This window comes from Microvirga sp. (assembly GCF_014699075.1).
GTDB lineage: Bacteria > Pseudomonadota > Alphaproteobacteria > Rhizobiales > Beijerinckiaceae > Microvirga.
In genome coordinates this window covers 234,078-260,264 of the sequence record NZ_JACXAB010000004.1, presented here as the reverse complement: position 1 = coordinate 260,264, position 26,187 = coordinate 234,078, and the positions used below count along the sequence as shown (strand labels likewise).

The following is a 26,187-nucleotide window of genomic DNA, read 5'->3' as shown; positions in this document are numbered from 1 at the left end:
ATCACTCCGCTGATTGGAGTACGGGCGGGGTCGCCGGCGTGATGGCGACAGATTCGCCGCAGCCGCAGGCCGAGGTCTGGTTCGGGTTGTTGAACACGAACTGGGACGACATCTTGGTCGTCTGGAAGTCCATCTCGGTTCCGAGCAGGAACAGCACCGCCTTGGGGTCGATAAGCACGGTCACGCCCTTGTCCTCGACCACCTCGTCGAGAGGGTTGACGCTTTCCGCATATTCCATGGTGTAGGACATGCCGGCGCAGCCGCCGTTCTTCACGCCGACGCGTACGCCCACGATGGGACGATCCGCCTTGCCGATGATATCCTTGACGCGGTTTGCCGCCGCGTCGGTCAAGGTGACGACCTTGAAACCGGGTAGAGCCATAAGCCTTCTCTCCTGACAGCCGGGTTCAAGGCCCGGGCAGAACGAGTTCACATGAGCAATAGATAAGCGGTCGAAGGGCAAACGTCGAGACCATTGAGGGTTGCCCCAACGGCCGAGGTCGACCATATCGGGATGAAGCCATCCCCAAAAATCGCCCGTCCGAAGGAGAGCAGATGCCGCATCACACGCCGCTGATTTCAACCATCGTTGTCGGCCTGGTTCTGGCATTTGTCTTTGGCGCCCTGGCGCATCGCTTCCGGCTCTCCCCACTGATCGGTTACCTGGTCGCCGGCGTCCTGGTTGGTCCCTTTACCCCCGGCTATGTTGCCGACCAGGGGCTGGCCAACCAGCTCGCCGAAATCGGCGTCATTCTGCTGATGTTCGGCGTCGGCCTTCATTTTTCCCTGAAGGACCTCCTCTCGGTCCGCGCCATCGCCATTCCCGGCGCCGTCGTGCAGATCACCAGCGCCACGGCTCTGGGCATGGGCCTCGCATGGCTCATGGGCTGGAGCATCGGAGGCGGCATCGTTTTCGGCCTGGCGCTCTCGGTCGCCAGTACGGTCGTGCTGCTCAGGGCCCTGCAGGAGCGACGCCTCGTGGAAACCGAGCGCGGCCACATCGCCGTCGGCTGGCTGATCGTGGAAGATCTGGCCATGGTGCTCACCCTGGTGCTGCTGCCAGCCTTCGCGGCTGCCACCTCCGGCGGATCGGCGGATCTCGAATCCATCGTGATCTCTCTGGGCCTGACACTTGGCAAAGTCATCGCCTTCGTGGCCGTCATGCTGATCATCGGCCGCCGGGTGATCCCGTGGATCCTTCACTATGTGGCCCATACCGGCTCACGGGAGCTTTTCCGCCTGGCCGTCCTGGCCATCGCCCTGGGGGCTGCTTTCGGCGCCGCGGAGCTGTTCGGCGTGTCCTTCGCCCTCGGAGCCTTCTTCGCCGGCATGGTGTTGAGCGAGTCGGAGCTCAGCCATCAGGCGGCCTCCGAGACCCTGCCCCTGCGGGATGCCTTTGCGGTTCTGTTCTTCGTTTCGGTCGGCATGCTGTTCGACCCGATGATCCTCATCACCGATTTCGGCCCGGTCATCGCCACCTTCCTGATCATCGTCGTAGGCAAGTCGCTGGCGGCCTTCGCCATCGTCCGGCTCTTCGGCCACCCGAACTCGACAGCTTTGACCATCGCGGCGAGCCTTGCCCAGATCGGCGAGTTCTCCTTCATTCTGGCAGGCTTAGGGGTCGGTCTTCAGATCCTGCCCGAGAAGGGGCACGATCTTATTCTGGCCGGCGCTATCCTGTCGATCCTGACCAACCCGTTCCTCTTCACGGTGCTGGACCGGTGGTTCACGAAGCGGGAGACCGCCAGAGCACAGGCGAAGGCTGTTGCTGTCGCTGCGGAAAAGGAAGCCATCGCCGCCGAGAAGGCAGCCGCGGACGCGGCACGCGAACCGCTCCCTGTCACGAGTCTCACCGATCACGTGGTGCTTGTCGGCCATGGACGGGTCGGCAAGTACATCAGCCGCAAGATGGCAGCCATCGGTGCCCCCCTGCTCGTGATCGAGACCAACAAGGAGCAGGTCGCCGATCTGCAGAAGGACGGGCGTGAGGTCCTCGTCGGCAATGCGGCCGATCCGGAAGTGGCAGCCGCCGCCAACATTGGGGAGGCCCGCTGCCTGCTGGTGGCCATTCCCGATGCGTTCGAGAGCGGACAGGTCGTGGAGCAGGCCCGCAGGATCAATCCTGACCTGCCGATCATCGTGCGCGCCCACTCCTTCGCCCAGGAGGAGCATGTGATGAAACATGGTGCGACCAGGATCGTGATGGGTGAGCAGGAAATCGCCCGCGCCATGTTCGCCGCCGTGCCCGACGCTCCCCGCGCGCCGGTGCTGTCCTCCGTCGAGGAGGCGGATGACATTCTGGACGGGGATCAGGAGACAGAAGCGTCAGCGCACGTGCTCGGGCCGAAAGCCTATGCCGACAAGGCGGGCGGGGATGCGCCGGAACAGCGGCTGCTGCGCCAGCCACCGGATGAGCCAGGGCGGTGAGACGGGCTGCGTGCTGTTGAGAACCGGCGTGATCAGCCTGTTCTGGAGCAGCACCTGCAGCCTCTGAGTCATCCGGGTCGGCCACTCGCGGCGTTTCTGCACGAGAGCCAGCTTCTCAACAGCGACGGGGCCGCGCTTGAGCCGCGGCCCGAGAATGTTGGCTGTTGCAATTGCATCCTGGATCGCGAGATTGATGCCCACTCCGCCCGCGGGCGACATGGCATGGGCCGCATCGCCGATGCAGAGTAGCCCCGGCCTGTACCATTGCTTGAGCCGGTCGACTGCGACGGTCAGAAGCTTGATGTCATCCCAGGATTGCAGCTCCTCAAGACGATCTGCCAAAAATGGAGCAACCCGCGTGAGCTTCTCCCGGAAAGCCGGAAGCCCCTCCTGCTTGAGCCGCTCCAGCGAACCTTTTGCGATGAGGTAGGCGCACTGCCAGTAATCGCCCCGGTCGATCATCACGAGCATCTGACCGGCTTCGATGCGCCCGAGCAGCTGGCTCGGATCACCAGCGTGCTTCGATACCCGCATCCACAGCACATCCATCGGCGCGCCCACATCCAGCACCTCTAGGCCTGCCTTGTCGCGCACTACGGAGCGTCGGCCATCGGCAGCCACCAGGAGATCGGCCCTCACCTCAAGGGGTCCCTCCGGTGTCGAAATTCGAGCCCCCACGACCCTGCCCTGCTCCTCGATCAGATCCGTCACCTCCGCCTGCATCCGGAGCTTGAAGTGAGGGTACTCGCGGGCGTGATCGGCCAGGAAGTCGAGGAACTCCCATTGCGGCATGAAGGCGATGAACTTGCAGCGGGTCGGCAGATGCGAGAAGTCGCCGAGCGTCAGAGGCACGCCTCCGACCACGAGGCTGACCGTCTGGACGCGATGGTGCGGCCGGGCGAGAAACTCATCGAGCAGGCCGAGTTCGTGCATGACCTCGAGGGTCGACGGGTGAATGGTGTCGCCACGGAAATCGCGCAGGAAATCCGCATGCTTTTCGAGAACCAGCACCTCCACGCCCTGCCGGGCCAGCAGAAGCCCCAGCATCATGCCGGCCGGCCCACCGCCAGCAATGCAGCAGCGAACGTGGAGGGTTTCAGACGCATGAGGCGTGTTCATCGGCTCCCTCAGGAAGACCAGCAACCTCTCGGATGCAAGCCGAGCCTAGCGTGTTTTCCTCCCAAGCCAAAGCCAGACAGGGGGAATGATGTGAGACCAAGCCCCATCACAGGAATCGGGCGCAGAAAGCGGGTCGGAAGCCGGGGAGTAATTTGAGATCCCAATCCAGAGCCATGAGCTCGATGAGGAAAGATCTCAATATGACAACGCTTAGGAACAAGACTGCCATTGTGACCGGCGCCAGCTCGGGCATCGGCTATGCCACGGCTCGGCTCTTTGCGCGTGAGGGTGCCAACGTCATCGTCACCGCACGGCGTTCAGATGCCTTGAACGAGCTGGTCTCAGAGATCAAGGCGGAGGGCGGACGCGCCGTCGCTTTGGCCGGCGACATCAAGGACGAGGCTCTGGCCCACGCGCTGGTCGAGACGGCGATCAGCCAGTTCGGCGGCCTCGACATTGCCTTCAACAATGCGGGCATGAATGGCGAAATGGGGCCGACGCCTGGCACCTCGCTGGCCGGGTGGAATGAGACTCTCGCGGTCAATCTCACGGCGGCTTTTCTGGGTGCCAAGTACCAGATCCCGGCCATGCTCGACCGCGGTTGCGGCTCCGCGATCTTCACCTCGACCTTCGTCGGCTACACGGCAGGATTCCCCGGGGCCGCCTCCTACGCTGCCAGCAAGTCGGGTCTGATCGGCCTCACCCAGTCTCTCGCCAGCGAATTCGGCCCACGGGGCATCCGCGTCAACGCCTTACTGCCGGGCGGCACGGATACGCCTTTGGCCGAAGCCTGGATCAGCACGCCCGAAGCAAAGGCGTTTGTCGAGGGCCTCTACGCTCTGAAGCGGCTTGCCCGGCCCGAGGAAATCGCCCGATCGGCGCTCTACCTTGCCTCCGACGCATCGAGCTTCACGACGGGAACGGCCCTGCTCGTCGACGGAGGCGTGTCTATCAACCGGACATAAATGCCCTCTTGTCATTCCGGGGCGCACCTCTGGTGCGAGCCCGGAATGACAGTGAGTTTCAAATGAAAATGGCCGGGACAAGCCCGGCCATGACGTCGCAAAATTCAAAAGGGCTGAAGCCTAAGCCTCACCACATATCGAGCGCGACCCGCGCCTCGTCGGACATGCGGCTCTGATCCCACGGCGGATCGAAGACCATGTTCACCTTGACGCTCTGGACGCCCTGAACCGTGGCGACGGCGTTCTCCACCCAGCCGGGCATCTCGCCGGCCACAGGGCAGCCTGGAGCCGTCAGGGTCATGTCGATGGCGACGTTCCGGTCATCGTCGATGTCGACCCGGTAGATCAGGCCGAGCTCGTAGATGTCGGACGGGATCTCCGGGTCATAAACGGTCTTCAGGGCCGCGACGATGTCGTCCGTCATGCGGTCGAGCTCTTCCGGCGGGATCGCGGAGCCAGGGGACACCTGCGGCGCGTTGGATGGGGATTGGTCGTTCACAGGTTCATCCTCAAGCAAACAGGGCTTCCGCCTTCTGCAGGGCGTCCGCCAGCTTATCGACTTCTTGCATGGTGTTGTAGAGGCCAAACGAGGCCCGGCATGTCGAGGTTGCGCCGAAGCGGTTCAGCAGCGGCATGGCGCAGTGCGTGCCGGCCCGGACCGCGACGCCCTGCCGGTCGATCACGGTGGCGACATCGTGGGCATGCGCCCCCTTCATCTCGAAGGCGATGATGGCGCCCTTGCCCTTGGCCTGCCCGATGATGCGCACAGAGTTCATGGCCCGCAACCGCTCATGCGCATATTGCGACAGTGCCGCCTCGTGGGCCTGGATGTTCTCGCGCCCGAGGCTCATCATGAACCTGAGAGCCGCGTCGAGGCCGATGGCCTCGATGATCGGCGGGGTTCCCGCCTCGAAGCGGTGCGGCGGGTCGTTGTAGGTGATGCCCTCACAGAGCACCTCCCGGATCATCTCGCCGCCGCCCTGGTAGGGTGGCATCTTCTCCAGCCACTCGCGCTTGCCGTAGAGCACGCCGATGCCCGTCGGCCCGTAGACCTTGTGGCCGGTGAAAACGTAGAAATCCGCATCGAGATCGCGCACGTCCACCTGGAGATGGACCGCGCCCTGAGCCCCGTCGACCAGCACCGGAACGCCACGGTCATGGGCGATGCGGATGATCTCCTTGATCGGCGTCACCGTGCCCAGCACGTTCGACATGTGGGTGATGGCGACAATCTTGGTTCTGGCTGAGAAGAGCTTCTCGAACTCCTCGACGAGGAAGTTGCCCTCGTCGTCCACCGGAGCCCACTTGATCACCGCACCCTTGCGCTCGCGGAGCAAATGCCAGGGCACGATGTTGGAGTGGTGCTCCATGATGGAGAGGATGATCTCGTCGCCTTCCCCGATATTTATGCGTCCGAAGGAATCCGCCACGAGGTTGTAGGCTTCCGTGGCCGACTTGGTGAACACGATCTCGTCGATGGAACCGGCGTTGAGAAACTCGCGCACGGTCTCGCGGGCGCGCTCGAAGCCTTCCGTCGCCACATTGGCCATGTGGTGCAGGCCACGGTGAACGTTGGCGTAGCCCGTCTGCATGGTGTTCACCATGGCGTCGATCACCGCACGCGGCTTCTGGGCCGAGGCGGCAGAGTCGAGATAGACGAGCGGCTTGCCATAGACCTGCTGCGCCAGGATCGGAAACTCCGCCCGGACGGCTTCGATGTCGTATGGCTTCACTTGCATGTTCATCGCTGCCTCTTTCCCCTCCCCCTTGCGGGGAGGGGTCAGGGGTGGGGGTGGTGCAGAAGGCACTCTATGCGGTTCATTCTGCACCACCCCCACCCGACTTCCGTTCGCTTGCGCTCACTCCAGCCACCCTCCCCGCAAGGGGGAGGGAAACATCAGGCGCGCGCCTTCAGCCAGCCCTCAACCGTGCCGACAAGCGCCTCGCGGGCGGCCTCGTTCTCGACGAACTCAAGCGCCTCGCCCAGGAAAGCCTGAACCAGGAGGCTTTCGGCCTCCTTCTTGGGGAGGCCGCGGGCCATGAGGTAGAACAGGAGGTCCTCGTCGAGCTGGCCGCAGGTAGCACCGTGGGCGCACTGCACGTCGTCCGCGAAGATCTCGAGTTCCGGCTTGTTGTTCATGGAGCCGCCCTCTTCCAGGAGGAGCGCTGCCGACATCATGCGTCCATCGGTCTTCTGGGCATGATGCGGGACAATGATCTTGCCCTGGAAGACGCCGGTCGCCTCGTTGTCGATGACCGTCTTGAACAGCTCGCGGCTCTCGCAATGGGGAGCCGCATGCTCCACGACCAGCGTCGAGTCGGCGTGCTGCATGCCCTTCAGCATGGTGGCGCCATTAACGCGCAGGTTGGTATTCTCACCGTCGAGAACGGCGAAGACCTGGTGCCGGGATGTGGCGGAACCGGCCACCACGTTGATGCTGTTGAACACCGCCTCGCCGCCGATCTTGGCGGCAAGGGTGGAGAGAGCCAGCGCCTTGTCGCCCTCGGCATTGACGCGCACATGCTGCACGTTGGTACGGTCGCCTGCGATCATTTCGATCACATCGTTCGGCTGGTGGTTGGCACCGTTCGTGCTCTCGTGCGTCTCGAACAGGGTCACCGAGGCGCCCTTCTCCACGACCACGAGAATGCGCGTTGCCGTGGCGACGGCCGAAGTTGCAGAGGTGACGAAGCGCAGGTGAACCGGCGTTTCGACCGGTCCGGCGATCCGGATCATCACCCCGTCGGCCATGAAGGACGTGTTGAGCTGGTAGACCGGATTCTCGCTCGCCCATTTCACGGGGCTGAGCTTGGCGAGCCAATCATGATTGTCGGCGAGCGCCTCGGTCAGGGGGACGATTTCCACGTTCTCAGGGAGATTGTGGAAGTCCACCGCCTCGCGCACGAGATGTCCGTTCACGAACGGCACCTGCAGCGCCTCAGCACCGGCGAGCGCCTTTGCGTTTGCCAGAGCGGCCTTGGCCTCGTCAGCCGAGGGAGCCGAAGCGAAAGGCGCAATCTCGCGCAGGAAGGCGCGCAGGTCGGTGTACTTGAACTCCTCCACCCGGCGGTGCGGGAGGCCACGCTGGGTGAAGAGCTCGAAGGCCTGAGCGCGCGATTCCACATTGCCCGGCAACAGGGTCTTGGCGCTCTCGAAAGCCTGCGCCAGCGCGGTTTCCGCCGGCGTCTTCATGAGGGTGACGTCAGCCATATCAAGCAGCCTCAGTTTCCCGGTAATCGGCGTAGCCGTTGGCCTCGAGTTCCAGCGCTAATTCCTTGCCGCCCGTCTTCACGATGCGGCCGGCCGACATGACGTGCACGGTGTCGGGCACGATGTGGTTGAGCAGGCGCTGGTAGTGGGTGATGACCAGGAAGGCGCGGTCGTCTGAGCGGAGCGCGTTCACGCCCTCGGACACGATGCGCAGCGCGTCGATGTCGAGGCCGGAATCGGTCTCGTCCAGGATGCAGAAGGACGGCTGGAGCAGCGCCATCTGCAGGATCTCCATGCGCTTCTTCTCACCGCCGGAGAAGCCGACATTGAGGGCGCGCTTGAGCATGTCCTTGGGGATCTCGAGCTGGGTGGCAGCCGCGTTCACGCGCTTGATGAAATCCGGCGTGGTCAGTTCCGCCTCGCCGCGTGCCTTGCGCTGGGCGTTGAGGGTGGCCTTCAGGAAGGTCATGGAGGCGACGCCGGGGATTTCCAGCGGGTACTGGAACGCCAGGAACACGCCAGCGGCGGCGCGCTGGTCAGGTTCCATCTCCAGCACGTTCTCGCCGTTGAGCAGGATCTCGCCATCGAGGACCTCGTAGTCCTCCTTCCCGGCGATCACATAGGACAGGGTCGACTTGCCGGAGCCGTTCGGCCCCATGATGGCGGCGACCTCGCCCTTGTTCACGGTGAGGTTGAGGCCGTTGAGAATGCGCTTGTCCTCGATCTGGACAACCAGGTTCTTGATTTCGAGCATTGTTGAATTCCATTCACGTCATCCCGGACGGCTGAAGGCCGATCCAGGATCGTTATCCGAGTTGAACTGGTTTTCGCGATCCCGGCTCGCGCTGCGCTTGGCCGGGATGACGCTTGTTCGTTAACCGACCGAGCCTTCGAGCGAGATCGAGATCAGCTTCTGCGCCTCGACCGCGAACTCCATCGGAAGGTGTTGCAGCACATCCTTCACGAAGCCGTTCACGATCAGCGCCGTCGCCTCCTCTGCCGAAAGGCCGCGCTGCTGGCAGTAGAACATCTGATCTTCGGAGATCTTCGATGTGGTCGCCTCGTGCTCGAACACGGCGGTGGCGTTCTTCGACTCGATGTACGGCACCGTGTGCGCGCCGCACTGGTTGCCGATGAGCAGCGAGTCGCAGTTGGTGAAGTTGCGCGCGCCGGTGGCCTTGCGGTGGGCCGAAACCAAGCCGCGATAGGTGTTCTCCGAGCGGCCAGCCGCGATGCCCTTCGAGATGATCCGGCTCGTGGTGTTTTTGCCCAGATGGATCATCTTGGTGCCGGAATCGACCTGCTGCATGCCGTTCGACACCGCAATCGAGTAGAACTCGCCGCGGGAGTTGTCGCCGCGCAGAATGCAGGACGGGTACTTCCAGGTGATGGCGGAGCCCGTCTCGACCTGGGTCCAGGTGATGACCGAGTTCTTGCCCCGGCAATCGCCGCGCTTGGTCACGAAGTTGTAGATGCCGCCACGGCCTTCCGCGTCGCCCGGATACCAGTTCTGCACGGTGGAATACTTGATCTCGGCATCGTCAAGAGCCACCAGCTCGACCACGGCGGCGTGAAGCTGGTTCTCATCGCGCTTCGGGGCCGTGCAGCCCTCGAGATACGACACGTAGGAGCCCTTGTCGGCGATGATCAGGGTACGTTCGAACTGGCCCGTGTTCTTCTCGTTGATGCGGAAGTAGGTGGACAGCTCCATCGGGCAGCGCACGCCCGGCGGGATGTAGACGAACGAGCCGTCCGTGAACACGGCCGAGTTGAGGGTGGCGAAGAAGTTGTCCGTCACCGGCACGACCGAGCCGAGATACTGCTTCACGAGATCCGGGTATTCCCGAATGGCCTCGGAAATCGGCATGAAGATCACGCCGGCCCTGGCGAGTTCTTCCTTGAAGGTCGTGGCAACCGACACGGAATCGAACACCGCGTCCACGGCGACCCGGCGCTGCGGCTCGACGCCGGCCAGGATCTCCTGCTCGCGCAGCGGAATGCCGAGCTTCTCGTAGGTCTTGAGAATCTCAGGATCGACCTCGTCCAGGGACTTGGGCGCCGGGTTCTTCTTCGGCGCGGCATAGTAATAGATGTCGTTGTAGTCGATCTTGTCGTAGGACACGCGCGCCCAGTTCGGCTCCTTCATAGTGAGCCAGCGCTTATAGGCGTCGAGGCGCCACTGGAGCATCCACTCGGGCTCGCCCTTCTTGGCCGAGATGAAGCGGATCACGTCCTCGGAGAGGCCCCTCGGGGACTTTTCCATTTCGACTTCGGTCTCGAAGCCGTACTTGTATTGGTCGACGTCGATCAGACGGACCTGATCGATTGTTTCCTGCACTGCAGGCATCTGTCTCTCCCACCGCTCACGGCTTCAAGGGCCGCGGGTTGATGACATGGAATGCAAAAGCGAGGCCGTTCAGGCCGCGCTCGCCTTCCGCTTATATAAGGTGCCGACCACCCTTTCGCACGCCTCCGCAAAACGGATTACGTCCTCTTTCGTGGTCGACCACCCCAAACTCACGCGCAAAACACCCTCAGCGAGGGCCGGCTCCACGCCCATGGCGTCGAGCACATGCGACCGCTTGACCTTTCCGGACGAGCAGGCCGAACCGGAGGACAGGGCCACCCCCACCAGATCGAAGGCGATCAATGCCGTCTCGGCCTTGAGGCCGGGTATGGCAAAGGCGAAGGTATTAGGCAACCGCTCAGCTTGCGCGCCCACAACAACCGCATCCGGCGCAATGCGGCGGACCAGCGTCTCGGCCTCATCCCGTAGAGCCTTAAGCCGTTCAGCCTCCTGCTCAAGGATGCTTGAGGCGATCTCGGCGGCAGCGCCGAAGCCCGAGATGGCCGCCACGTTCTCCGTGCCGGCCCGAAAGCCCTTCTCCTGCCCGCCGCCTCGGATCAGGCGATCGGCGATCTCGAACTGGTCGGAGGCAAGAACCACGGCGCCGATGCCCTTAGTCCCACCGATCTTGTGAGCCGAAAGGGTGAGCACATCGACCCCGAGTTCGGCCATGTCGACCGGGATCTTGCCGGCGGCCTGAACCGCGTCGGTGTGGACCAACCCGCCATGCTCATGAACGAGACGGGCCACCTCGGCCACGGGTTGGAGCACGCCAGTCTCGTTGTTCGCAAGCTGAACAGAGACCAGAACGTGTTCTTCGCCAACCTCACGGAGGCGAACTTCGAGCCAAGCCAGATCAAGGACTCCGTTGGCATCGACGGGGATGATCTCGACAGCGTCCGGGGAGAATCGGTGTCCGTTGAGTACGCATGGGTGCTCGGCAGCACCCAGCAAGAGCCGGGTGCATCCCGGCTGACCGAGGCGGCGGAAGCCCGACGTCAGAACGAGATTGGCGGCCTCGGTGCCCCCGCTGGTGAAGATGACATTCTTGGTCCGCCCACCCACGAGGCGGGCCACCTGCTCGCGTGCCCGCTCGATCTCGGCCCGGGCGGCACGGCCCTCGGCATGGACCGAGGAGGCATTTCCGGGAAGCTGGAGGGCGCGCAGCACAACCTCGGCAACCTCGGGCCGCAAGGGCGAGGTCGCATTATGGTCGAGATATGTGCGCTGGCCTGCCGCCATAGCTGCCGTGAGCCTCAGGAAATTCTTGCAATCGACCCAGGTTGCCGTGCTAAAGCACCGCAACCACATCTGTCCGATGTCTCATCCGCTGGACTATGCTGCCCGGATGAAATGAAACATTGGAACAATTTAGAATAATTCTAAGGGTTCTTTTATGAGGAACCCCGGCCTGGAGTCAAGGCTGTCATGGGTTTTCCCTCTCCCGATGGAGGGGTGAGCAAGAGGTTCGCGTTCATGCCTGAAGTCATCTTTACGGGTCCTGCCGGTCGCATCGAGGGGCGCTATCAGCCCGCCAAGGAAAAGGGCGCTCCCATCGCCATCATCCTGCACCCGCACCCGCAGTTCGGCGGGACGATGAACAACCAGATCGTCTACAACCTGTACTACGACTTCGCGAAGCGCGGCTTCTCGGTGCTGCGGTTCAACTTCCGCGGCGTCGGCCGCAGCCAGGGCGCCTTCGACCATGGTCAGGGCGAACTTTCCGATGCGGCCGCCGCCCTCGACTGGGCCCAGGCCATGAACCCGGACGCCCGCGCCTGCTGGATCGCCGGCGTGTCCTTCGGCGCCTGGATCGGCATGCAGCTCCTCATGCGCCGCCCGGAGATCGAAGGCTTCATCTCGATTGCCGCCATGGCGAACCGCTACGACTTCTCGTTCCTCGCCCCCTGCCCGTCCTCCGGCCTTTTCGTGCACGGTTCGGAAGACCGTGTCGCGCCGGTCAAGGATGTGATCAGCGTCATCGAGAAGGTGAAGACCCAGAAGGGCGTGAAGCTCGAACACGCCGTCATCGACGGCGCCAACCACTTCTTCGACGGCCGTGTCGACGAGCTGATGGTGTCCGTCGACGAGTACCTCGACAAGCGCCTGGGCAATGCCGAGGAAGCCGCCTGAGCGGCTTTCTCTTTCAAAGCTCCCAATAGCAAAAGGCCGGCGCTCGTGGCACCGGCCTTATGCTTGTCGATAGTTTGTCCGTTTGTCTGGTGCTTACAGCCAGAGCAGGGCGAAGCTGGAGGCGGAGAGGGCCAGGCCTTTGCCGAGCGTGGCAAACTGCACCTGGGCTGCACCGCCGGCTCCGTCCGCATCGTAGAACAGGTCGCCAGTGCCGCTGTTGTACACCAGGCGATGCATTGGTTGCGGCAGTACCATAGGTGAACTGCCAAGAGTTGACCGAGCCCTGGTTGGCAAACGCCGTGAACGTGTTGCGCGTGAGCTGCAAGACGTCCGAGCCCACGGTGAAGTCGTTGACACTATCCACGTTGCCGGCACCCAGTGCGCTGTCGAAGCGGAAGATGTCCGAGCCATTGCCGCCAGTCAGCCAGTCGGAGCCGGCTCCACCGATCAGCAGGTCATGACCGTCGCCGCCGACCAGCCAGTCACCGTTTCCAAAGCCCCATAGCTCGTCATTGCCGCCATGACCGAACAGCTCGTTGTAGACCTCATTGCCGCCCAGCGCATCCGCATAGGCCGAGCCGCCGATCCCCTCGATCGACACATACCTATCGCCGGCAGCCTCGCCCTTGTTGCGCCAGCTCTCCGAGAGATTGGCTTCCACTCCTGACGTGGCGCGGTCGTAGCAGGCAAAGTCGTGTCCTGCTCCGCCATCGAGGACGTCGGCGCCGAGTCCGCCATAGAGCCCATCTCCGCCTTCGCCGCCATAGAGCGCATCGGCTCCACCACCGCCAAACAGCTCGTCGTTACCGCCATAGCCAGAGAGCGTGTTGTTCCAAGCGTTGCCGGTGAGCCAGTCGACGTAGTTCGACCCGCTCAGGCCCTCGATCGACACGAACGTGTCGCCATAAGCCTCACCGCCGTTGTCCCAAGGCCGTTCTAGGGACGCCTGCACGGCAGAGGTGGCATTTAAGTAGCTGGCAATGTCGTAGCCATCGCCACCGTTGAGGATGTCGGCGCCTATGCCACCGACCAGCAGGTCATCGCCCGCTCCGCCTTCCAGGTAGTCGTTGCCGCCCCGGCCCCAGAGTTCGTCATTGCCGCCGAGCCCATAGAGTTCGTGCGCGCCGTCGTCGTCATACAGCTTATCGGTGTAGCCGGTGCCGCCTACACCCTCGATATTGTCCTGATATTCGTCGCCGGCGGCGTCGCCCGTGTTGCGCCCCATTGCCTGACGATCAACCACCACGCCGGAGGTGGCGCCGCTGTATTCCACGATGTCAAAACCGGCTCCTCCATGCAGCCAGTCTGCGCCGGCTCCGCCGTAGAGCCGATCGTCGCCAGCCCCGCCGCTGAGGAAGTCGCGTCCGTCCAGACCATAGAGCCTGTCGTTGCCCGAGCGCCCATGCAGGTCGTTTCCGGAGTCGTTGCCCTCCAGAGTGTCAGCATGATCGGAGCCTTGCAGACCTTCGATGGAGATGTAGCTGTCGCCCGATGCATCGCCGGTGTTGCGCCAGGTATTTGCCAGGCTGACGAACACTGCCGAGGAGGCGTTCCAGTACACCGCGTAATCGGTGCCCTCACCGCCATGCAGCGTATCCATCCCGCCGCGTCCCTCAAGCACGTCGTTTCCGCCGTTGCCTCTGAGTTCGTTGCTCGCCTGATTCCCGCGGATCTCGTCATTCCCTGAGCCGCCATAAGCGTTCTCGATCAGAGATCGGCTGTCACCTCTATACTGGAGAGCATTGAAGACGTTGCCGCGAGCTTTGTTTCCGTTCCCGAGATCAGCAGTTTGGCCGAAAGAAAGCTTGGACCATCCTCCTGGCGCGAGATCAATCTTCAGTTCCGAGCCGTAACTCGAGAGATCGTAAGTATCGTTGCCGCCACCATCCCAGATCGTAAGGAAGATCCTGTTCGAGCCCCACATACCGTTGCCCGGATTGCCCTGCCCGACGCCGTTAACGAAAGTCTCGCCCGTCGTTGGTGTCCAACGATAGACGGTGTTGCCGCTGTTCGTCGTAAAGTCAGCGCCATATAGGTATTGCAGCGCTGCAATGTCATACATCATGAATGTCTGCGGCGCGCCGTATGTCTCGAAAGAGTAGTTGCTGGCCGGTCCACCCACATAAGACCGGTAGGTCATGACTGTGAACTCGATCGAGTCGCGATCCGCGCTGATCGGCCTGTCGATCACCCCAGCATACCAGTCCTTGCCTTCATGAGCATGCTTGAGACCGAGTGCATGCCCCAGCTCATGAAGCAGGAGCTTGTAGCCGTAAGAACCAACATCCGCGTTAGTATACTTGTTCTTGAGCCAAACATCGCCGCCATACACAGGCACATTGGGGTAATATCCGCGCCCCCCCGCATCGATGTCGGAACGTCCGACACGGATATTGGCGTCGTTCTGGCCCGCATATGAGAAGGATAGGTTCGTCAGCGATTCCACGGAGCCAAGAGACATCTTGGGACCGCCGGCGAATGGGCTACTGCCCTCAAGAATGTAGCGAACAGCCTGCTGCTGATCAAATGTTACCGCGCGGAAACCAGAAGCATCTGGATAGATTAGTCCGTAGTCTGAACGCGTATCCGGGAAGCTAAAGGTGACATTCGACTTGTTCCATTTATCCCCAGAGACCAAGGACAGCATGTTCGAAGTATGCCAGCTATCCGGCTGATACTCTGCAACCAGCTCCGTGTAGTACCCAATGACTGATTTGGACGGCGAAGGGTTATAGCCAACACTATTGGCAGACCAACCACGGGGACTGCTCAGATCATGACCGAAGACCCCCCAAGAGGCCGACTGTCCCGACATTGCACAACTCATGCACATAAGCAGCTCCTAAAATTCGCTTTCGGTTATTGTATAACATTAAATTATAATTGCCAAGCTCACGATTATTCCAACTGAATATTGTCCTATCGTCCCTTAGATTGAGCAAAAAAATTAGAAAAATCCGTGAAAATTGCCGATTAAGCTGTTAATGCCCAGCAATCCAACTGAAACCTGGGCCTTGGAGCTGCACATTGGGCAGCAATGGCTGACCTGAGCCGAATGTCCCGGCATGCCGGAGTAGAGATATGAACGCGCCAAAGTCCGACTTCCTGAAGGTGCTCACCGAGCGGGGCTTCATTCACCAGACCTCCGATTTCGAGGGCGTGGATGCCGCGGCTCTGGAGAACAGGCTGACCACCTATGTGGGCTACGACTGCACCGGCCCGTCGCTCCATGTGGGGCACCTGCTCTCGATCATGATGCTGCACTGGCTGCAGAAGACTGGCGCAGGAAAGCCCATCACCCTCATGGGCGGCGGCACGACCCGGGTGGGCGATCCTTCGGGCAAGGACGAGAGCCGCAAGCTCCTCACCGTGGAGCAGATCGAGGCCAACAAGGACAGCATCAAGACGGTCTTTTCGCGCTTCATCTCGTTCGGCGAGGCCAAGACCGACGCCATCATGGTCGACAATGCCGAGTGGCTGACCAAGCTCAACTACATCGAATTCCTGCGCGACGTGGGCCGGCATTTCTCGGTCAACCGCATGCTGTCCTTCGACAGCGTGAAGCTGCGCCTCGACCGGGAGCACGAGCTGTCGTTCCTGGAATTCAACTACATGATCCTCCAGGCCTACGATTTCGCGGAGCTCAACAAGCGCTATGGCTGCATCCTGCAGATGGGCGGCTCGGACCAGTGGGGCAACATCGTCAACGGCATCGATCTCGGCCGCCGCCTTGGCACGCCGCAGCTCTACGCCGTCACCTGCCCCCTGCTGACCACAGCCTCCGGCGCCAAGATGGGCAAGACCGCCTCCGGCGCCGTTTGGCTCAACGCCGACATGTTGAGCCCGTATGATTACTGGCAGTTCTGGCGCAACACCGAAGATGGGGATGTGGCCCGCTTCCTGAAGCTCTTCACGATCCTGCCGATGAATGAGATCGCACGGCTCGAGGCGCTCCAGGGCGCCGACATCAACGAGGCGAAGAAGGTTCTCGCAACGGAAGCAACCGCCCTCCTCCATGGCCGCGAGGCAGCGGAGCTGGCCGCCGAGACCGCCCGCATGACCTTCGAGCAAGGGGCGCTGGCGGAGAGCCTGCCAACCATCGAGATTCCGTCCAATGTGCTTGAAGGCGGGCTTGGCGTGTTGGCGGCTTTCGGGCCCGACTACGCCAAGCTGGTGCCCTCATCGAGCGAGGCGCGTCGGCAGATCAAGAGCGGCGGCCTCAGGGTGAACGATCAGGCCGTGTCGGACGAGCGGGGGACGTTGAGCCTCTCGGACGTGACGGCCGAGGGCGTGATCAAGCTGTCTTTCGGCAAGAAGAAGCACGTGCTGCTGCGCGCGGTGTAGGCGGTCTAGCGCTCAGAGGTCGTCGGCAGCGATCCGGTCTGCGGCGCCTGCTCGGCTCCCACGCCGAAGAGCTTGCGCAGGAAGCCCGGCGCCACGGCCGAGAGCGGATTGACCAACAGGGACGGTGCGCTCGCCTGCCCGTTCAGGCGGAAATTGACGGCGAACAGCCCCTCGTTCTGGCCGCCGCCCAGCAACGGCCCGAACAGCGGCACCTGGGCGAAAACGTTGTTGAGCCCATAGGCCGGCACGAAGGTTCCCGACACGTCGAGACGGTCGCGGGCATAGTCGATGAATCCGCCGAGGGTAAATCCGATCTGGTTGCCCCAGATGGCCGCATCCTTGAAATCCAGGCGCCCTGACGAACGCGTGAATTCAAGCCGCGCCTTCGTGAACTGGATCTCGTTCACGTCCACGCGAACCAGCTGCGGCTTGCCGGCCTGATCGCGCCCGGCGACCACCTGGGTCTGGGTCGGAATGATGCGGCGCAGGGCCGGTTCGTTGACCAGCGCGAAGGAGTGCATGATCACATGCCCGGCCTGCGGCTCGTCTCCCGTGGAGAGCTGCAGGATGAGATTGCCGCGCGACATGCGCTTGTAGATGTCCGTGAACCGCAGGAGCGCGCCCGCATCCTCCGCCTGGATGATCACCACCGGGCCGCCCCCGGCTTGCGGGATGGTGCGGCCGAGGATGTCGGTTGCCCCAAGCCGTCCCTTCAGGTCGAGCTGGCGCAGGCTATCCTTGCGCATGGATGCCTTCACGGTGGCGTTCGTGATCGCCTCCTCGTTGAAGCCGGTCAGGATGTTGAGGTTGAGATCAAGGTCGAAATCCTTGGTGTCCTTTTGGGCAGCAGCGCTGCGGCCGCCTGGCGGCGCCGTTCCTCCGCCTTTCACGAAAGGCCGCGCATCGCCCACATTTCCCCGGATCGTGACCTTGTAGACCCCGTTGGACCGCTCGATTTGAGCGCGCATATCGTCGCCCGGCGAAAGCTTGAACGTCGAAAGCTCAGCCTTGTCCAGGCCGCCCTCGTTGGTGAGCGTGGCATGGCCCCGCAGCTGGACGTTGCCGCTGTCGAGCTGCAGATCGCGGATCTCGTTCGTCGGCCCATCCACCATGGTGAAGGTGAGCTTGCCCGGCCTGCCAGCGGGCTTCACCCAACCCGGCACGAGCTGGTCGACACCGGCCCTGGCGAGGTCCGCCTCGACGTTGATGACCGACGGCGCGTTCGCGCCCAACGGTAGGCTCGCCTTGAGGCCGACGGTGCCGGTGAGCTGCGAGCCGAAGGAGAGCCCGCGCCTGCTGCGCGCGGCCTCGTCGAGGGAGAAGGCCACGCTCGCCTGCCCGCCCTGCCGGCTCTTCTGGAGATCGATGGCGGCCGTGCTTCCGGCGAGCTTGCCGCTGCCTTTCACTGACAGATCACCGCGGTCGTACGCGATGGTCAGGTCCGCATTCTCAAGGCGATCCTTCCCGAAGAAGCCGTCGACGCCGAAGTCGCTGACCATTCCGCCAACCTTCAGCGGCAGGTCGACGAATTGGGGAATGTCGTTGATCGGCAGGCCGATGCCGACCCGCAGATCCGTCCTGCCCTTCATGGTGGCCGGATCGATGTTGAAGCCTGCGATCTCCTTGATCCGCGGCTCGAGCAGCAGCGCCCCGAGGCCGTCGGCGCCGCCCATAAGGCGAAAGTCGATGCGCGCCACCCCGTTGTCGTCCCAGTAATTGTCCAGGACGAAGGCGCCTTCCGAGGCCGACAGGGATCGGTTGTTCGCCATCTGAACGAGCCCGGTCGGTGCGCGAACGAGCACCTTCATTCCGGTGACCTGGCCCGTCGCATTCATGCCGGAGATCGGCGGGATGCCTTCATCGACCTGCAAGGTGCCATTGGAGACGGCAAAGTCGATCTTCAGGGACTCGTCGGGCGTTGGGCCGCCGTTCAGCGCCTTCTCGATGTCGGCGCCGGTCATCGCGACCTTGAGATCGATGGCCTCGAGCATCCCGGCCTTCAAATGGGAGACCAGGTACCGCCGGACTGGTGGGGCTACGGCTTCCGGCCACAGCCGCAGGGCGGAGCGGATCTCGGTTTTCTCGGCGCGGACATCAAGCCTAAGCCCCTTCGGGTCGGCGGTGGCCGCCAGGAGGCCGCTGATGCGGGCGGAAAGCTCCGGGCCCTTGAGCATGATGCCGTCGATCCTGACGCCATCATGCCCGGAAAGGTCGGCCGCAAACTCGCTGACCCGGAGGGGCCGGTCGCCGGCAGCTGCCCCCGACCAGGCGATATCGCGGCCGTTCAGGCTCAGGCGCCAGGGATTGTTACCGTTCGGTGCTAGCATGCGGCCCTGGAGGCGCAGATTCGTGTCTCCGCCTTTCGCCTCGATGCGTTGAAGCTCAAGCGCTTTTGCCGCCTCGTTCCAATGCGCCTCGATGACGGCCTTCTCGACCGGGAATGGGGATGTGTCCGGATCCTGGATCTGGATCGTGCCGGGGCTGCTCTCAAGCTGCGTCTTCAGCTCCGTCACACGGCCTTCCGCAAAGCCTAAGTCAAAGCGGCCCGAGAACTCGAGATCCGTGGTCGCCGGAAGCTCGGAGGCGCCGGCGAGCAGGAGAATGTCCGTAATGGGCGCCCGCTCGGCCACGATGCTGGCCCGGTAGGCATCCTTGGCTTCCGCCGTCGCGTTGCCGTTCAGCCGCCAAGGCCCCTGTGGCCCCTCCACGGTGGCGGCGAACTGGCGGCCGCCGTTCTCGGTCCAGTCGAAAACGGCGTCGACGCGCTGAAACCTCGCCCGCTCGCGCCCGTCCGCATCGATGAAGACCAGACGCGCGTTGGTCAGCTGGGCCTGGTTGAGCGAGTTCAGGACGCTGCCGGGACCGACGATGAGTTCGAGCAGAGATCCAACAGCCCCGGAGACCGGCGAAGGCCCGTTCACGTCGCGGGCCATCGACGCAGCCGCCTCCTTGGAGGGTTCCGGCACGGCAGCGCTGGGCTGGGCTGCCTCTCCCTCAGCCCCCTGTACGGGCGAGAAGGAGAGCGAGCCGTCCCGGTTCACCCGGATCCGCAACTGGAGATCGCGAACCTCGATGGCCTTGGGTTGGAGATTGGCCGTCAGGAGCGAAGTCATGTCCGCGCTCAGGATGGCATAAGGGGCTCGGAGCACGAGCTCGCCGCCGGGAGCGCGGATGTCGAGGCCGTTCGCGCGCAACGCCGGCGAGCCGTCATGCAGCTCGATCGCCGTATTGCGCAGGGTCACCCTCCAGCCAGGCCCGATGCGGGACGCCAGCGCCTCTGCGACCCGCTCGGGCAGACGGCCGAAGCTCATGGGAGCAGCCGACAGGCGCAGGTAGAGCAGCCCGAAGGCGGCGGCCAGGAACACGATCAGCCCAAGCTTCACATAGAGAGTGCCACGCAACACGCGCCGTAGGAGGCTTCGCTTGACCGGGTCTCGCCGGGACAACGTGTTACGCAGGGGCAGCTTCATTCTTGTGACGTTTGGCAATCCGGTTCTTGCGCATGGGCGCCATTCAGGGAATCAAGAGGTGTGACCTTAACCGCCTCGGGAGCATCCCGCGACTGTTTCCCCATCAGTCGTGCACACCAGAGGTTTCCAAACAGTACATTCCGCCGAAAGGAAGGCGTTTCATGACCCTTAGCATCGGAACCAGGGCTCCGGACTTCTCCCTGCCTGCGACAGATGGTCGGGAGATCAGCCTCGACGGACTGAAGGGCCGAAAGATCGTGCTCTACTTCTACCCCAAGGACGACACCAGCGGCTGCACCCTGGAGGCACAGAATTTCCAGGCGCTGAAAGCCGAATTCACAGCAGCCGACACGGAAATCGTGGGAGTGTCGCCCGACAGCCTGAAGAGCCACGACAAGTTCCGCGCCAAATACGGCCTGGATTTCACCCTGGCTTCGGACGAGGCCACGGCCATGCTGCAGGCCTACGGCGTCTGGGCGGAAAAAAGCATGTATGGCCGCAAGTACATGGGCGTCGAGCGCACCACGGTGCTGATCGACCGGAACGGCGTCATTGCTCAGGTTTGGTCCAAGGTGAAGGTGCCGGGCCATGCGGAGGAGGTGCTCAAGGCCGCCCAAGCTCTGGGTTAGCGACAGGATGGCTCATTGCGGCCATGCATCAAATATTCCTAAGGTCTGCCGTCCGCCTATCCCTCCTACGCAGTGATCCCCGATGTCGAGCTACACAGCCATTCTCTCCGGCCAAAGCTGGAATGCTTACTCTTCCTTGAAGACCGCCAAGCGGCCTGTCTTCCTTACCTATTCCTTCAATGCTGTGTCCGAGGGGGCGTCGAAGTTCGGCAGCGCCGAGAAAGCCATGGCGCAGAAGGCCTTGAAGATGTGGGGCGATGCCAGCGGCATCCGGTTCCTTGAGGTCAAGAAAGGCGATGCCGAGCTGAAGTTTCAGTGGGCTTGGAACTGGTACACGGTCACCGCCTGGGCGGAGTTCCCGGAACTTGCCCGCGATAGCGTCGATGGATGGACGGACCAGGCGCGGGATGAAAGCGGAGGGAATGTTTACCTGAACACCCTGAGCCGCTCGGAGATCACCCGTAACCCGAATTTCATGCTCTACGTCCTGCTTCACGAGATGGGCCACGCCTTGGGTCTCAAGCATCCCTTCCATAAGATGGCTCACAACAAGAAGCTGCTGAGCTCGGACCTCGACAACGTCAAGCACACGGTCATGAGCTACACGGGCGGCGACGTCGATATGGGGCCCGTCGGGCTGGGAGCTTTGGACATCGAAGCCATTCGCGCCCTCTACGGGGATCCATCGCAGGATGGGAAACAGGTTGCGAAATGGTACTGGAACAAGACCAAGGAGACGCTGTCCCAGACCGGCAAGAGCAAGGCCGACATCATCTATGGCGTCAACGCCAAGGACATCATCAAGAGCGTCAGCGGCAACGACAAGCTCTACGGCTTTGCCGGCGACGATAGCCTCTACGGTGGAACTGGCAATGACGTCCTGAGCGGCGGGGATGACGAGGACATGCTGTTCGGCAATTCCGGCAACGATGTCCTGAGAGGCGGTCTCGGCGACGACCTGCTGCAGGGCGCTACGGGCGATGACAACCTCGGCGGCGGGTATGGCGATGACATCCTATACGGCGACTCCGGCAACGATGTCCTGAAGGGTGACGACGACAACGATACCCTGCAGGGCGGCGCAGGCAGCGACAATCTGGACGGCGGGGATGACGATGACACTCTGAACGGAGACATCGACAACGACATCTTGAGCGGTGGAGATGGCAACGACATCCTGCAGGGAGGCGACGGCGCCGACAACCTGGATGGCGGCTTCGAGAATGATACGCTCTATGGAGGCGCAGGGAGCGACATCCTGAGCGGCGGCGCGGGCAGCGATCAGTTTGGTTTCGACACTTGGTTCAACGGCGTCGACGACGTGGATCAGATTGCTGATTTCAGCAGCTGGGAGGATCAGATCCTCCTGTCGTCAACCGTCTTCAGTACCCTTACCAAAGGCACATTGCGCTTTGAGGTGTTCGTGGAGGGATCGACCGCGAAGGATGCGGATGACAGGGTCCTCTTCGACTACACTGGGCGATCTCTCGCTTATGACTCGGACGGCTCCGGCCCCAACGCCGCCTTGCGCTTCGCGCAATTCACGCAAGTGGTGACGATCAAATCCTACGACTTTTTCGTCGTATAGATCTGACCATTGATGACAAAGGCCCACTCGATCGAGTGGGTCTTTTCGTTTCAACTCATGAAACGGTTCCGCGGTCGCAGTCCTGCATCCTAGCAACAGAATTGCGACCGCAGAAAAAGCCGTCCTAGTCGATGTCCTCGACTTCGGCGTCGCCGCCATAAACGCGCTGGGCGAGCGAGGCTTCCATGAAGGGGTCGAGGTCGCCGTCGAGCACGTCCTGCGGAGCGGTCGACTGAGTTCCCGTGCGCAGGTCCTTCACCATCTGGTAGGGCTGCAGCACATAGGAGCGGATCTGGTGACCCCAGCCGATGTCCGTCTTGGCGGCGGCCTCGGCGCTGGCCTTCTCCTCGCGCTTCTTCAGCTCGGCCTCGTAGAGACGCGCGCGCAGCATGTTCCAGGCGGTGGCCCGGTTCTTGTGCTGGGAGCGCTCCTGCTGGCAGGCCACCACGATGCCGCTCGGAATATGCGTGATGCGCACGGCCGAGTCGGTGGTGTTCACGTGCTGGCCGCCCGCGCCCGATGAGCGGAACGTGTCGATGCGGCAGTCGGATTCCTTGATCTCGATGTTGATGCGGTCGTCCACCACCGGATAGACCCACACCGAGGCAAAGCTCGTATGCCGGCGGGCGTTGGAATCGTAGGGCGAGATGCGCACGAGGCGATGGACCCCGGACTCGGTCTTCAGCCAGCCATAGGCGTTGTGGCCCTTGATCAGCAGCGTGGCGCTCTTGATGCCGGCCTCTTCGCCGTCGGTGATTTCCAGAAGCTCGACCTTGTACTTCCGGCGCTCGGCCCAACGGGCATACATGCGCTGGAGCATGTTGGCCCAGTCCTGGCTTTCCGTGCCGCCGGCGCCCGAATGCACCTCCACATAGGTGTCGTTGGCGTCGGCCTCGCCGGAGAGCAGGGTCTCCACCTGACGGCGGGCGGCCTCGGCCTGAAGGCCGCGAATGGTCTCTTCGCCTTCCTTGATCGTGCTCTCGTCGTCCTCGGCCTCGCCGAGCTCGATCAGAGTGATGGCGTCCTCGAGGTCCTGCTCCATCCGCTTGATGGCGGTGATCTGGTCCTCCAGGGAGGTGCGCTCACGCATGATCTTCTGCGCGGCGTCCGCATCGTTCCAGAGGTCGGGACCTTCGGCTTGGGCGTTCAGTTCTGCGAGGCGTCGCTGGGCATTGTCCCAGTCAAAGATGCCTCCTCAGCAGCCCGACTGACTGCTTGGTCTCATCTACGAGATGTTGGATTTCGGCGCGCATTGTTCCGTTCGTTCTGTCCGTGCCTGTGATGACGGCGTCTTAGAGCATCCGGCCCCAAAGGGGAATGCACTTTGAGCCTATCGGCGCAAGCCCTCCAGCCTGGCTTGGCTCGAGGGCTTGCGATTCTGTTGATATGGATGGGTATCGATATGGCGACGAGCGCCCGTCAGTACAATCCGCCGGGTCCGACACCACCGGCCTGCCGCGGCGCTCCGGGAGGAGGAGGCGCATATTCCGCCTGCGGGATCTCCTCAGGCTCCGGCGGGATGAATTCCGGCGGGGACTGTCCGGGCTTGAAGGCTTCGAGAATCGTGCCGCCGCCCTCCCCGCCCGCGCGGGTGCCGGTCGAGGCGTTGACACGGATGAGCTTGATGCCCGCCGGCACGCGGAACGGCGTGGCTGGCTTGTCCGTGAGCGCCATCTGCATGAAGTCGCGGAACACAGGCGCCGCATACTGGCCGGCGGTGGCTGCATTGCCCAGCGACTTCGGCTGGTCGTAGCCCAGGAACACGCCCACGGCGAGATCCGGCGAGAAGCCGACGAACCACACGTCCTTGGCGTCGTTGGTGGTGCCGGTCTTGCCCGCGAGCGGCTTGCCGACGGCCTTGACCGTCTGGGCCGTGCCGCGCTGGACCACACCTTCCAGGATCGAGGTCATCTGGTAGGCCGTGAGCGGGTCGATCACCTGCTCACGGTTTTCGGTGAGCTTGGGCGCAGCGCCACCGTCCCACTTCTCCGAATTGCAGTTCGCGCATTTGCGGTCGTCGTGACGGTAGATCGTGCGGCCATTGCGGTCCTGGATCTGGTCGATCAGGGTCGGCTTGATGCGGCGGCCGCCATTGACGAACATCGAGTAGGCCGCCGTCATGCGCATCACGGTGGTCTCGCCGGCTCCCAACGACATGGAAAGCAGCGGCAGCATGTCGTCATAGACGCCGAAACGCCGGGAATATTCCGAGATCACCGGCATGCCGACCTCGTTGGAGAGGCGGACCGTCATCAGGTTCTTGGAATGCTCGATGCCATAGCGCAGGGTGCGCAGGCCGCCCGCCTTGCCGTCGTAGTTCTTGGGCGCCCAAGCCTCCTGGCCCGGCCCCATGTCGAGCACGAAGGGTGCGTCCATGATCTGGGATGACGGCGTATAGCCGTTGTCGAGGGCCGTCGCGTAGACGAGCGGCTTGAACGACGAGCCCGGCTGGCGCAGGGCCTGGATGGCCCGGTTGAACTCGCTCTGGTCGTAGGAGAAGCCGCCCACCATGGCGTGGACGCGGCCCGTATTCGGGTCCATGGCCACGATGGCGCCTGAGATCTCGGGAATCTGGCGCAGACGGAACTGTCCCTCCTTGTCGGCCAGAGGCTCCACATAGACCACGTCACCAACGGAAACGGCACGCTCGACGGGCCGGCGCGTCCATCTCACGCCGTCGGCTCCCACGATGCCGGTTTCGCGCTCCTTCACGACCTGGCCCGAGGCCTCCCGCCTGGGCTGCAAGCCGACCTTGGCCTGCCCGCGCGCAACCTCCAGCACGACCGCGAGGCGCCACGGCTGGACGTCGCCGAGAATCGGCACCTCGGACAGGGCGAGACCCCATTCGCGGCCCGCCAGGTCGATCTTCTGCTGAGCTCCGCGCCAGCCGCGCGCCTCGTCGAAGCGCACCAGACCGTCCACAAGGGATTTGCGGGCCATGGCCTGCATCTTGGGGTCGAGGGTCGAGCGGATCAGCAGGCCACCCTCATAGAGGGTTTCCTCGCCATAGCGCTCGGCGATGTCGCGGCGCACGCCCTCGGCGAAATAGCCCGAGGCAATGCTGTTGGGGGACACGTTCCGCGGCTTGACGTTGAGCGGCTCCTTCTGGGCAGCATCCGCCGCCTCCTTGGAGATGTAGCCGTTGACGGCCATGCGCTCGATCACCCAGTTCCGGCGCTCGACGGCAGCCTTGCGCTGGCGGAACGGGTGGTAGTTGTTCGGCCCCTTCGGCAGGGCTGCGATATAGGCGGACTCGGCGATGGTCAGCTCGTGGATCGACTTGCCGAAGTAATCCAGGGCGGCTGCTGCGATGCCGTGCAGATTGCGCCCCGGGGTCAGGGTGCCGAGGAAGATCTCGTTGAGATAGAGCTCGAGGATCTTCTCCTTGGAGAAGGTCGATTCCATGCGTAGCGCGATCAGTGCCTCGCGGATCTTGCGCTCATAGCTCTTCTCGTTGCCGACCAGGAAGTTCTTGGCGACCTGCTGGGTGATCGTGGAGGCGCCCTGCTCCCGCGATCCGCCCGAGCGAAGGTTGACCACGACGGCGCGCATCAAGCCTTCCGGGTCGATGCCCGGGTGCTTGTAGAAGTTCTTGTCCTCGGCCGACAGGAATGCCCCGATCACAAGCTTGGGCACGGAGTCGATCGGCACATAGAGCCGGCGCTCGCGGGCATATTCGGCGATCAGGCTGCCGTCGGACGCGTGGATGCGGGTCATCACCGGCGGCTCGTAGTTCGCGAGCTGGGCGTGATCCGGCAGATCCTTCGAATAGAACCAGAATCCATAGGCGAGCCCGACAGCGCCGATCAGGAAGAAGATCGCTCCAACGCTGAAGAGGAACCCGAAAAATCGTAGGACGAAGCGCATCCGAAGGTGTTCCATGACGGCGCCTTCAGGCGCCCGTTTATGTAGATCTCAAAAAGCGGACCCTCGTTAGCCGATGAATCGCGCCCC

General features: G+C 63.0%; 18 protein-coding genes. 6 read left to right on the top strand and 12 right to left on the bottom strand.

Annotated features, from left to right (window positions below; translation table 11 throughout):
* Position 1: 1 nt before the first annotated feature.
* Positions 2-382 carry a HesB/IscA family protein gene (locus IC232_RS08765; protein WP_190844544.1) on the bottom strand — a complete coding sequence of 127 codons (381 nt, stop codon included), beginning with the start codon at positions 380-382 and terminating at the stop codon, positions 2-4.
* A 173-nt stretch (positions 383-555) separates the two neighbouring features.
* Here IC232_RS08765 and ybaL point away from each other — a divergent pair, with 173 nt between their 5' ends.
* Positions 556-2,427, top strand: a complete 1,872-nt coding sequence (ybaL, locus tag IC232_RS08760; protein ID WP_190844543.1) for a YbaL family putative K(+) efflux transporter — start codon at positions 556-558, stop codon at positions 2,425-2,427.
* On the opposite strand, the gene IC232_RS08755 is transcribed toward ybaL, so the two are convergent.
* Positions 2,326-3,546, bottom strand: a complete 1,221-nt coding sequence (locus IC232_RS08755; protein WP_190844542.1) for an FAD-dependent oxidoreductase — start codon at positions 3,544-3,546, stop codon at positions 2,326-2,328. The genes ybaL and IC232_RS08755 overlap by 102 nt on opposite strands.
* Before the next feature lie 200 nt (positions 3,547-3,746).
* Here IC232_RS08755 and IC232_RS08750 point away from each other — a divergent pair, with 200 nt between their 5' ends.
* A complete protein-coding gene (locus IC232_RS08750; protein ID WP_190844541.1) occupies positions 3,747-4,511 on the top strand; it encodes an SDR family oxidoreductase in 765 nt (254 codons plus the stop codon).
* A 127-nt stretch (positions 4,512-4,638) separates the two neighbouring features.
* On the opposite strand, the gene IC232_RS08745 is transcribed toward IC232_RS08750, so the two are convergent.
* From IC232_RS08745 to IC232_RS08720, 6 genes are all read right to left on the bottom strand, one after another.
* Positions 4,639-4,935, bottom strand: coding sequence for an SUF system Fe-S cluster assembly protein (locus IC232_RS08745; protein WP_409564900.1), 297 nt, complete (start codon positions 4,933-4,935; stop codon positions 4,639-4,641).
* A gap of 85 nt (positions 4,936-5,020) precedes the next feature.
* Positions 5,021-6,256, bottom strand: coding sequence for a cysteine desulfurase (locus IC232_RS08740; RefSeq protein ID WP_190844539.1), 1,236 nt, complete (start codon positions 6,254-6,256; stop codon positions 5,021-5,023).
* A gap of 152 nt (positions 6,257-6,408) precedes the next feature.
* Entirely contained in the window at positions 6,409-7,722 is a 1,314-nt protein-coding gene (sufD, locus tag IC232_RS08735; RefSeq protein WP_190844538.1) for a Fe-S cluster assembly protein SufD, read from the bottom strand.
* Between the two features lies 1 nt (position 7,723).
* On the bottom strand, positions 7,724-8,476 hold the full coding sequence (gene sufC, locus IC232_RS08730) for a Fe-S cluster assembly ATPase SufC (protein WP_190844537.1): 753 nt from the start codon (positions 8,474-8,476) through the stop codon (positions 7,724-7,726).
* 120 nt (positions 8,477-8,596) lie between these two features.
* Positions 8,597-10,069 (bottom strand): Fe-S cluster assembly protein SufB, encoded by a 1,473-nt coding sequence (gene sufB, locus IC232_RS08725; protein WP_190844536.1) that lies wholly within the window; start codon positions 10,067-10,069, stop codon positions 8,597-8,599.
* Between the two features lie 69 nt (positions 10,070-10,138).
* On the bottom strand, positions 10,139-11,311 hold the full coding sequence (locus tag IC232_RS08720) for a cysteine desulfurase family protein (protein WP_190844705.1): 1,173 nt from the start codon (positions 11,309-11,311) through the stop codon (positions 10,139-10,141).
* Positions 11,312-11,545: 234 nt separating this feature from the next.
* Between IC232_RS08720 and IC232_RS08715 the strand changes: the two genes are divergently transcribed.
* The gene (locus IC232_RS08715; RefSeq protein ID WP_036347451.1) at positions 11,546-12,202 is read left to right on the top strand and encodes an alpha/beta hydrolase; all 657 of its coding nucleotides are present in this window, start codon (positions 11,546-11,548) and stop codon (positions 12,200-12,202) included.
* Between the two features lie 13 nt (positions 12,203-12,215).
* On the opposite strand, the gene IC232_RS32855 is transcribed toward IC232_RS08715, so the two are convergent.
* The gene (locus tag IC232_RS32855) at positions 12,216-14,849 is read right to left on the bottom strand and encodes a M10 family metallopeptidase C-terminal domain-containing protein (RefSeq protein ID WP_190844535.1); all 2,634 of its coding nucleotides are present in this window, start codon (positions 14,847-14,849) and stop codon (positions 12,216-12,218) included.
* Between the two features lie 434 nt (positions 14,850-15,283).
* Here IC232_RS32855 and tyrS point away from each other — a divergent pair, with 434 nt between their 5' ends.
* A complete protein-coding gene (gene tyrS, locus IC232_RS08705; RefSeq protein ID WP_190844534.1) occupies positions 15,284-16,546 on the top strand; it encodes a tyrosine--tRNA ligase in 1,263 nt (420 codons plus the stop codon).
* Positions 16,547-16,551: 5 nt separating this feature from the next.
* On the opposite strand, the gene IC232_RS08700 is transcribed toward tyrS, so the two are convergent.
* The gene (locus tag IC232_RS08700; protein WP_190844533.1) at positions 16,552-19,950 is read right to left on the bottom strand and encodes a DUF3971 domain-containing protein; all 3,399 of its coding nucleotides are present in this window, start codon (positions 19,948-19,950) and stop codon (positions 16,552-16,554) included.
* 227 nt (positions 19,951-20,177) lie between these two features.
* Here IC232_RS08700 and IC232_RS08695 point away from each other — a divergent pair, with 227 nt between their 5' ends.
* Both IC232_RS08695 and IC232_RS08690 read left to right on the top strand, forming a co-directional pair.
* Positions 20,178-20,645: a peroxiredoxin gene (locus tag IC232_RS08695; protein WP_190844532.1), complete on the top strand. Its 468-nt coding sequence runs from the start codon at positions 20,178-20,180 to the stop codon at positions 20,643-20,645.
* A gap of 82 nt (positions 20,646-20,727) precedes the next feature.
* A complete protein-coding gene (locus IC232_RS08690; protein ID WP_190844531.1) occupies positions 20,728-22,233 on the top strand; it encodes a matrixin family metalloprotease in 1,506 nt (501 codons plus the stop codon).
* A gap of 124 nt (positions 22,234-22,357) precedes the next feature.
* On the opposite strand, the gene prfB is transcribed toward IC232_RS08690, so the two are convergent.
* Together prfB and IC232_RS08680 are read right to left on the bottom strand one after the other, a co-directional pair.
* Positions 22,358-23,486 (bottom strand): peptide chain release factor 2 gene (gene prfB / locus IC232_RS08685; RefSeq protein WP_190844530.1). Its coding sequence is split into 2 segments (ribosomal slippage): positions 22,358-23,416 and positions 23,418-23,486, totalling 1,128 coding nucleotides; the frame shifts between segments, so codons are not numbered across the junction.
* A 166-nt stretch (positions 23,487-23,652) separates the two neighbouring features.
* The gene (locus IC232_RS08680) at positions 23,653-26,100 is read right to left on the bottom strand and encodes a penicillin-binding protein 1A (protein ID WP_190844704.1); all 2,448 of its coding nucleotides are present in this window, start codon (positions 26,098-26,100) and stop codon (positions 23,653-23,655) included.
* Positions 26,101-26,187: the final 87 nt, after the last annotated feature.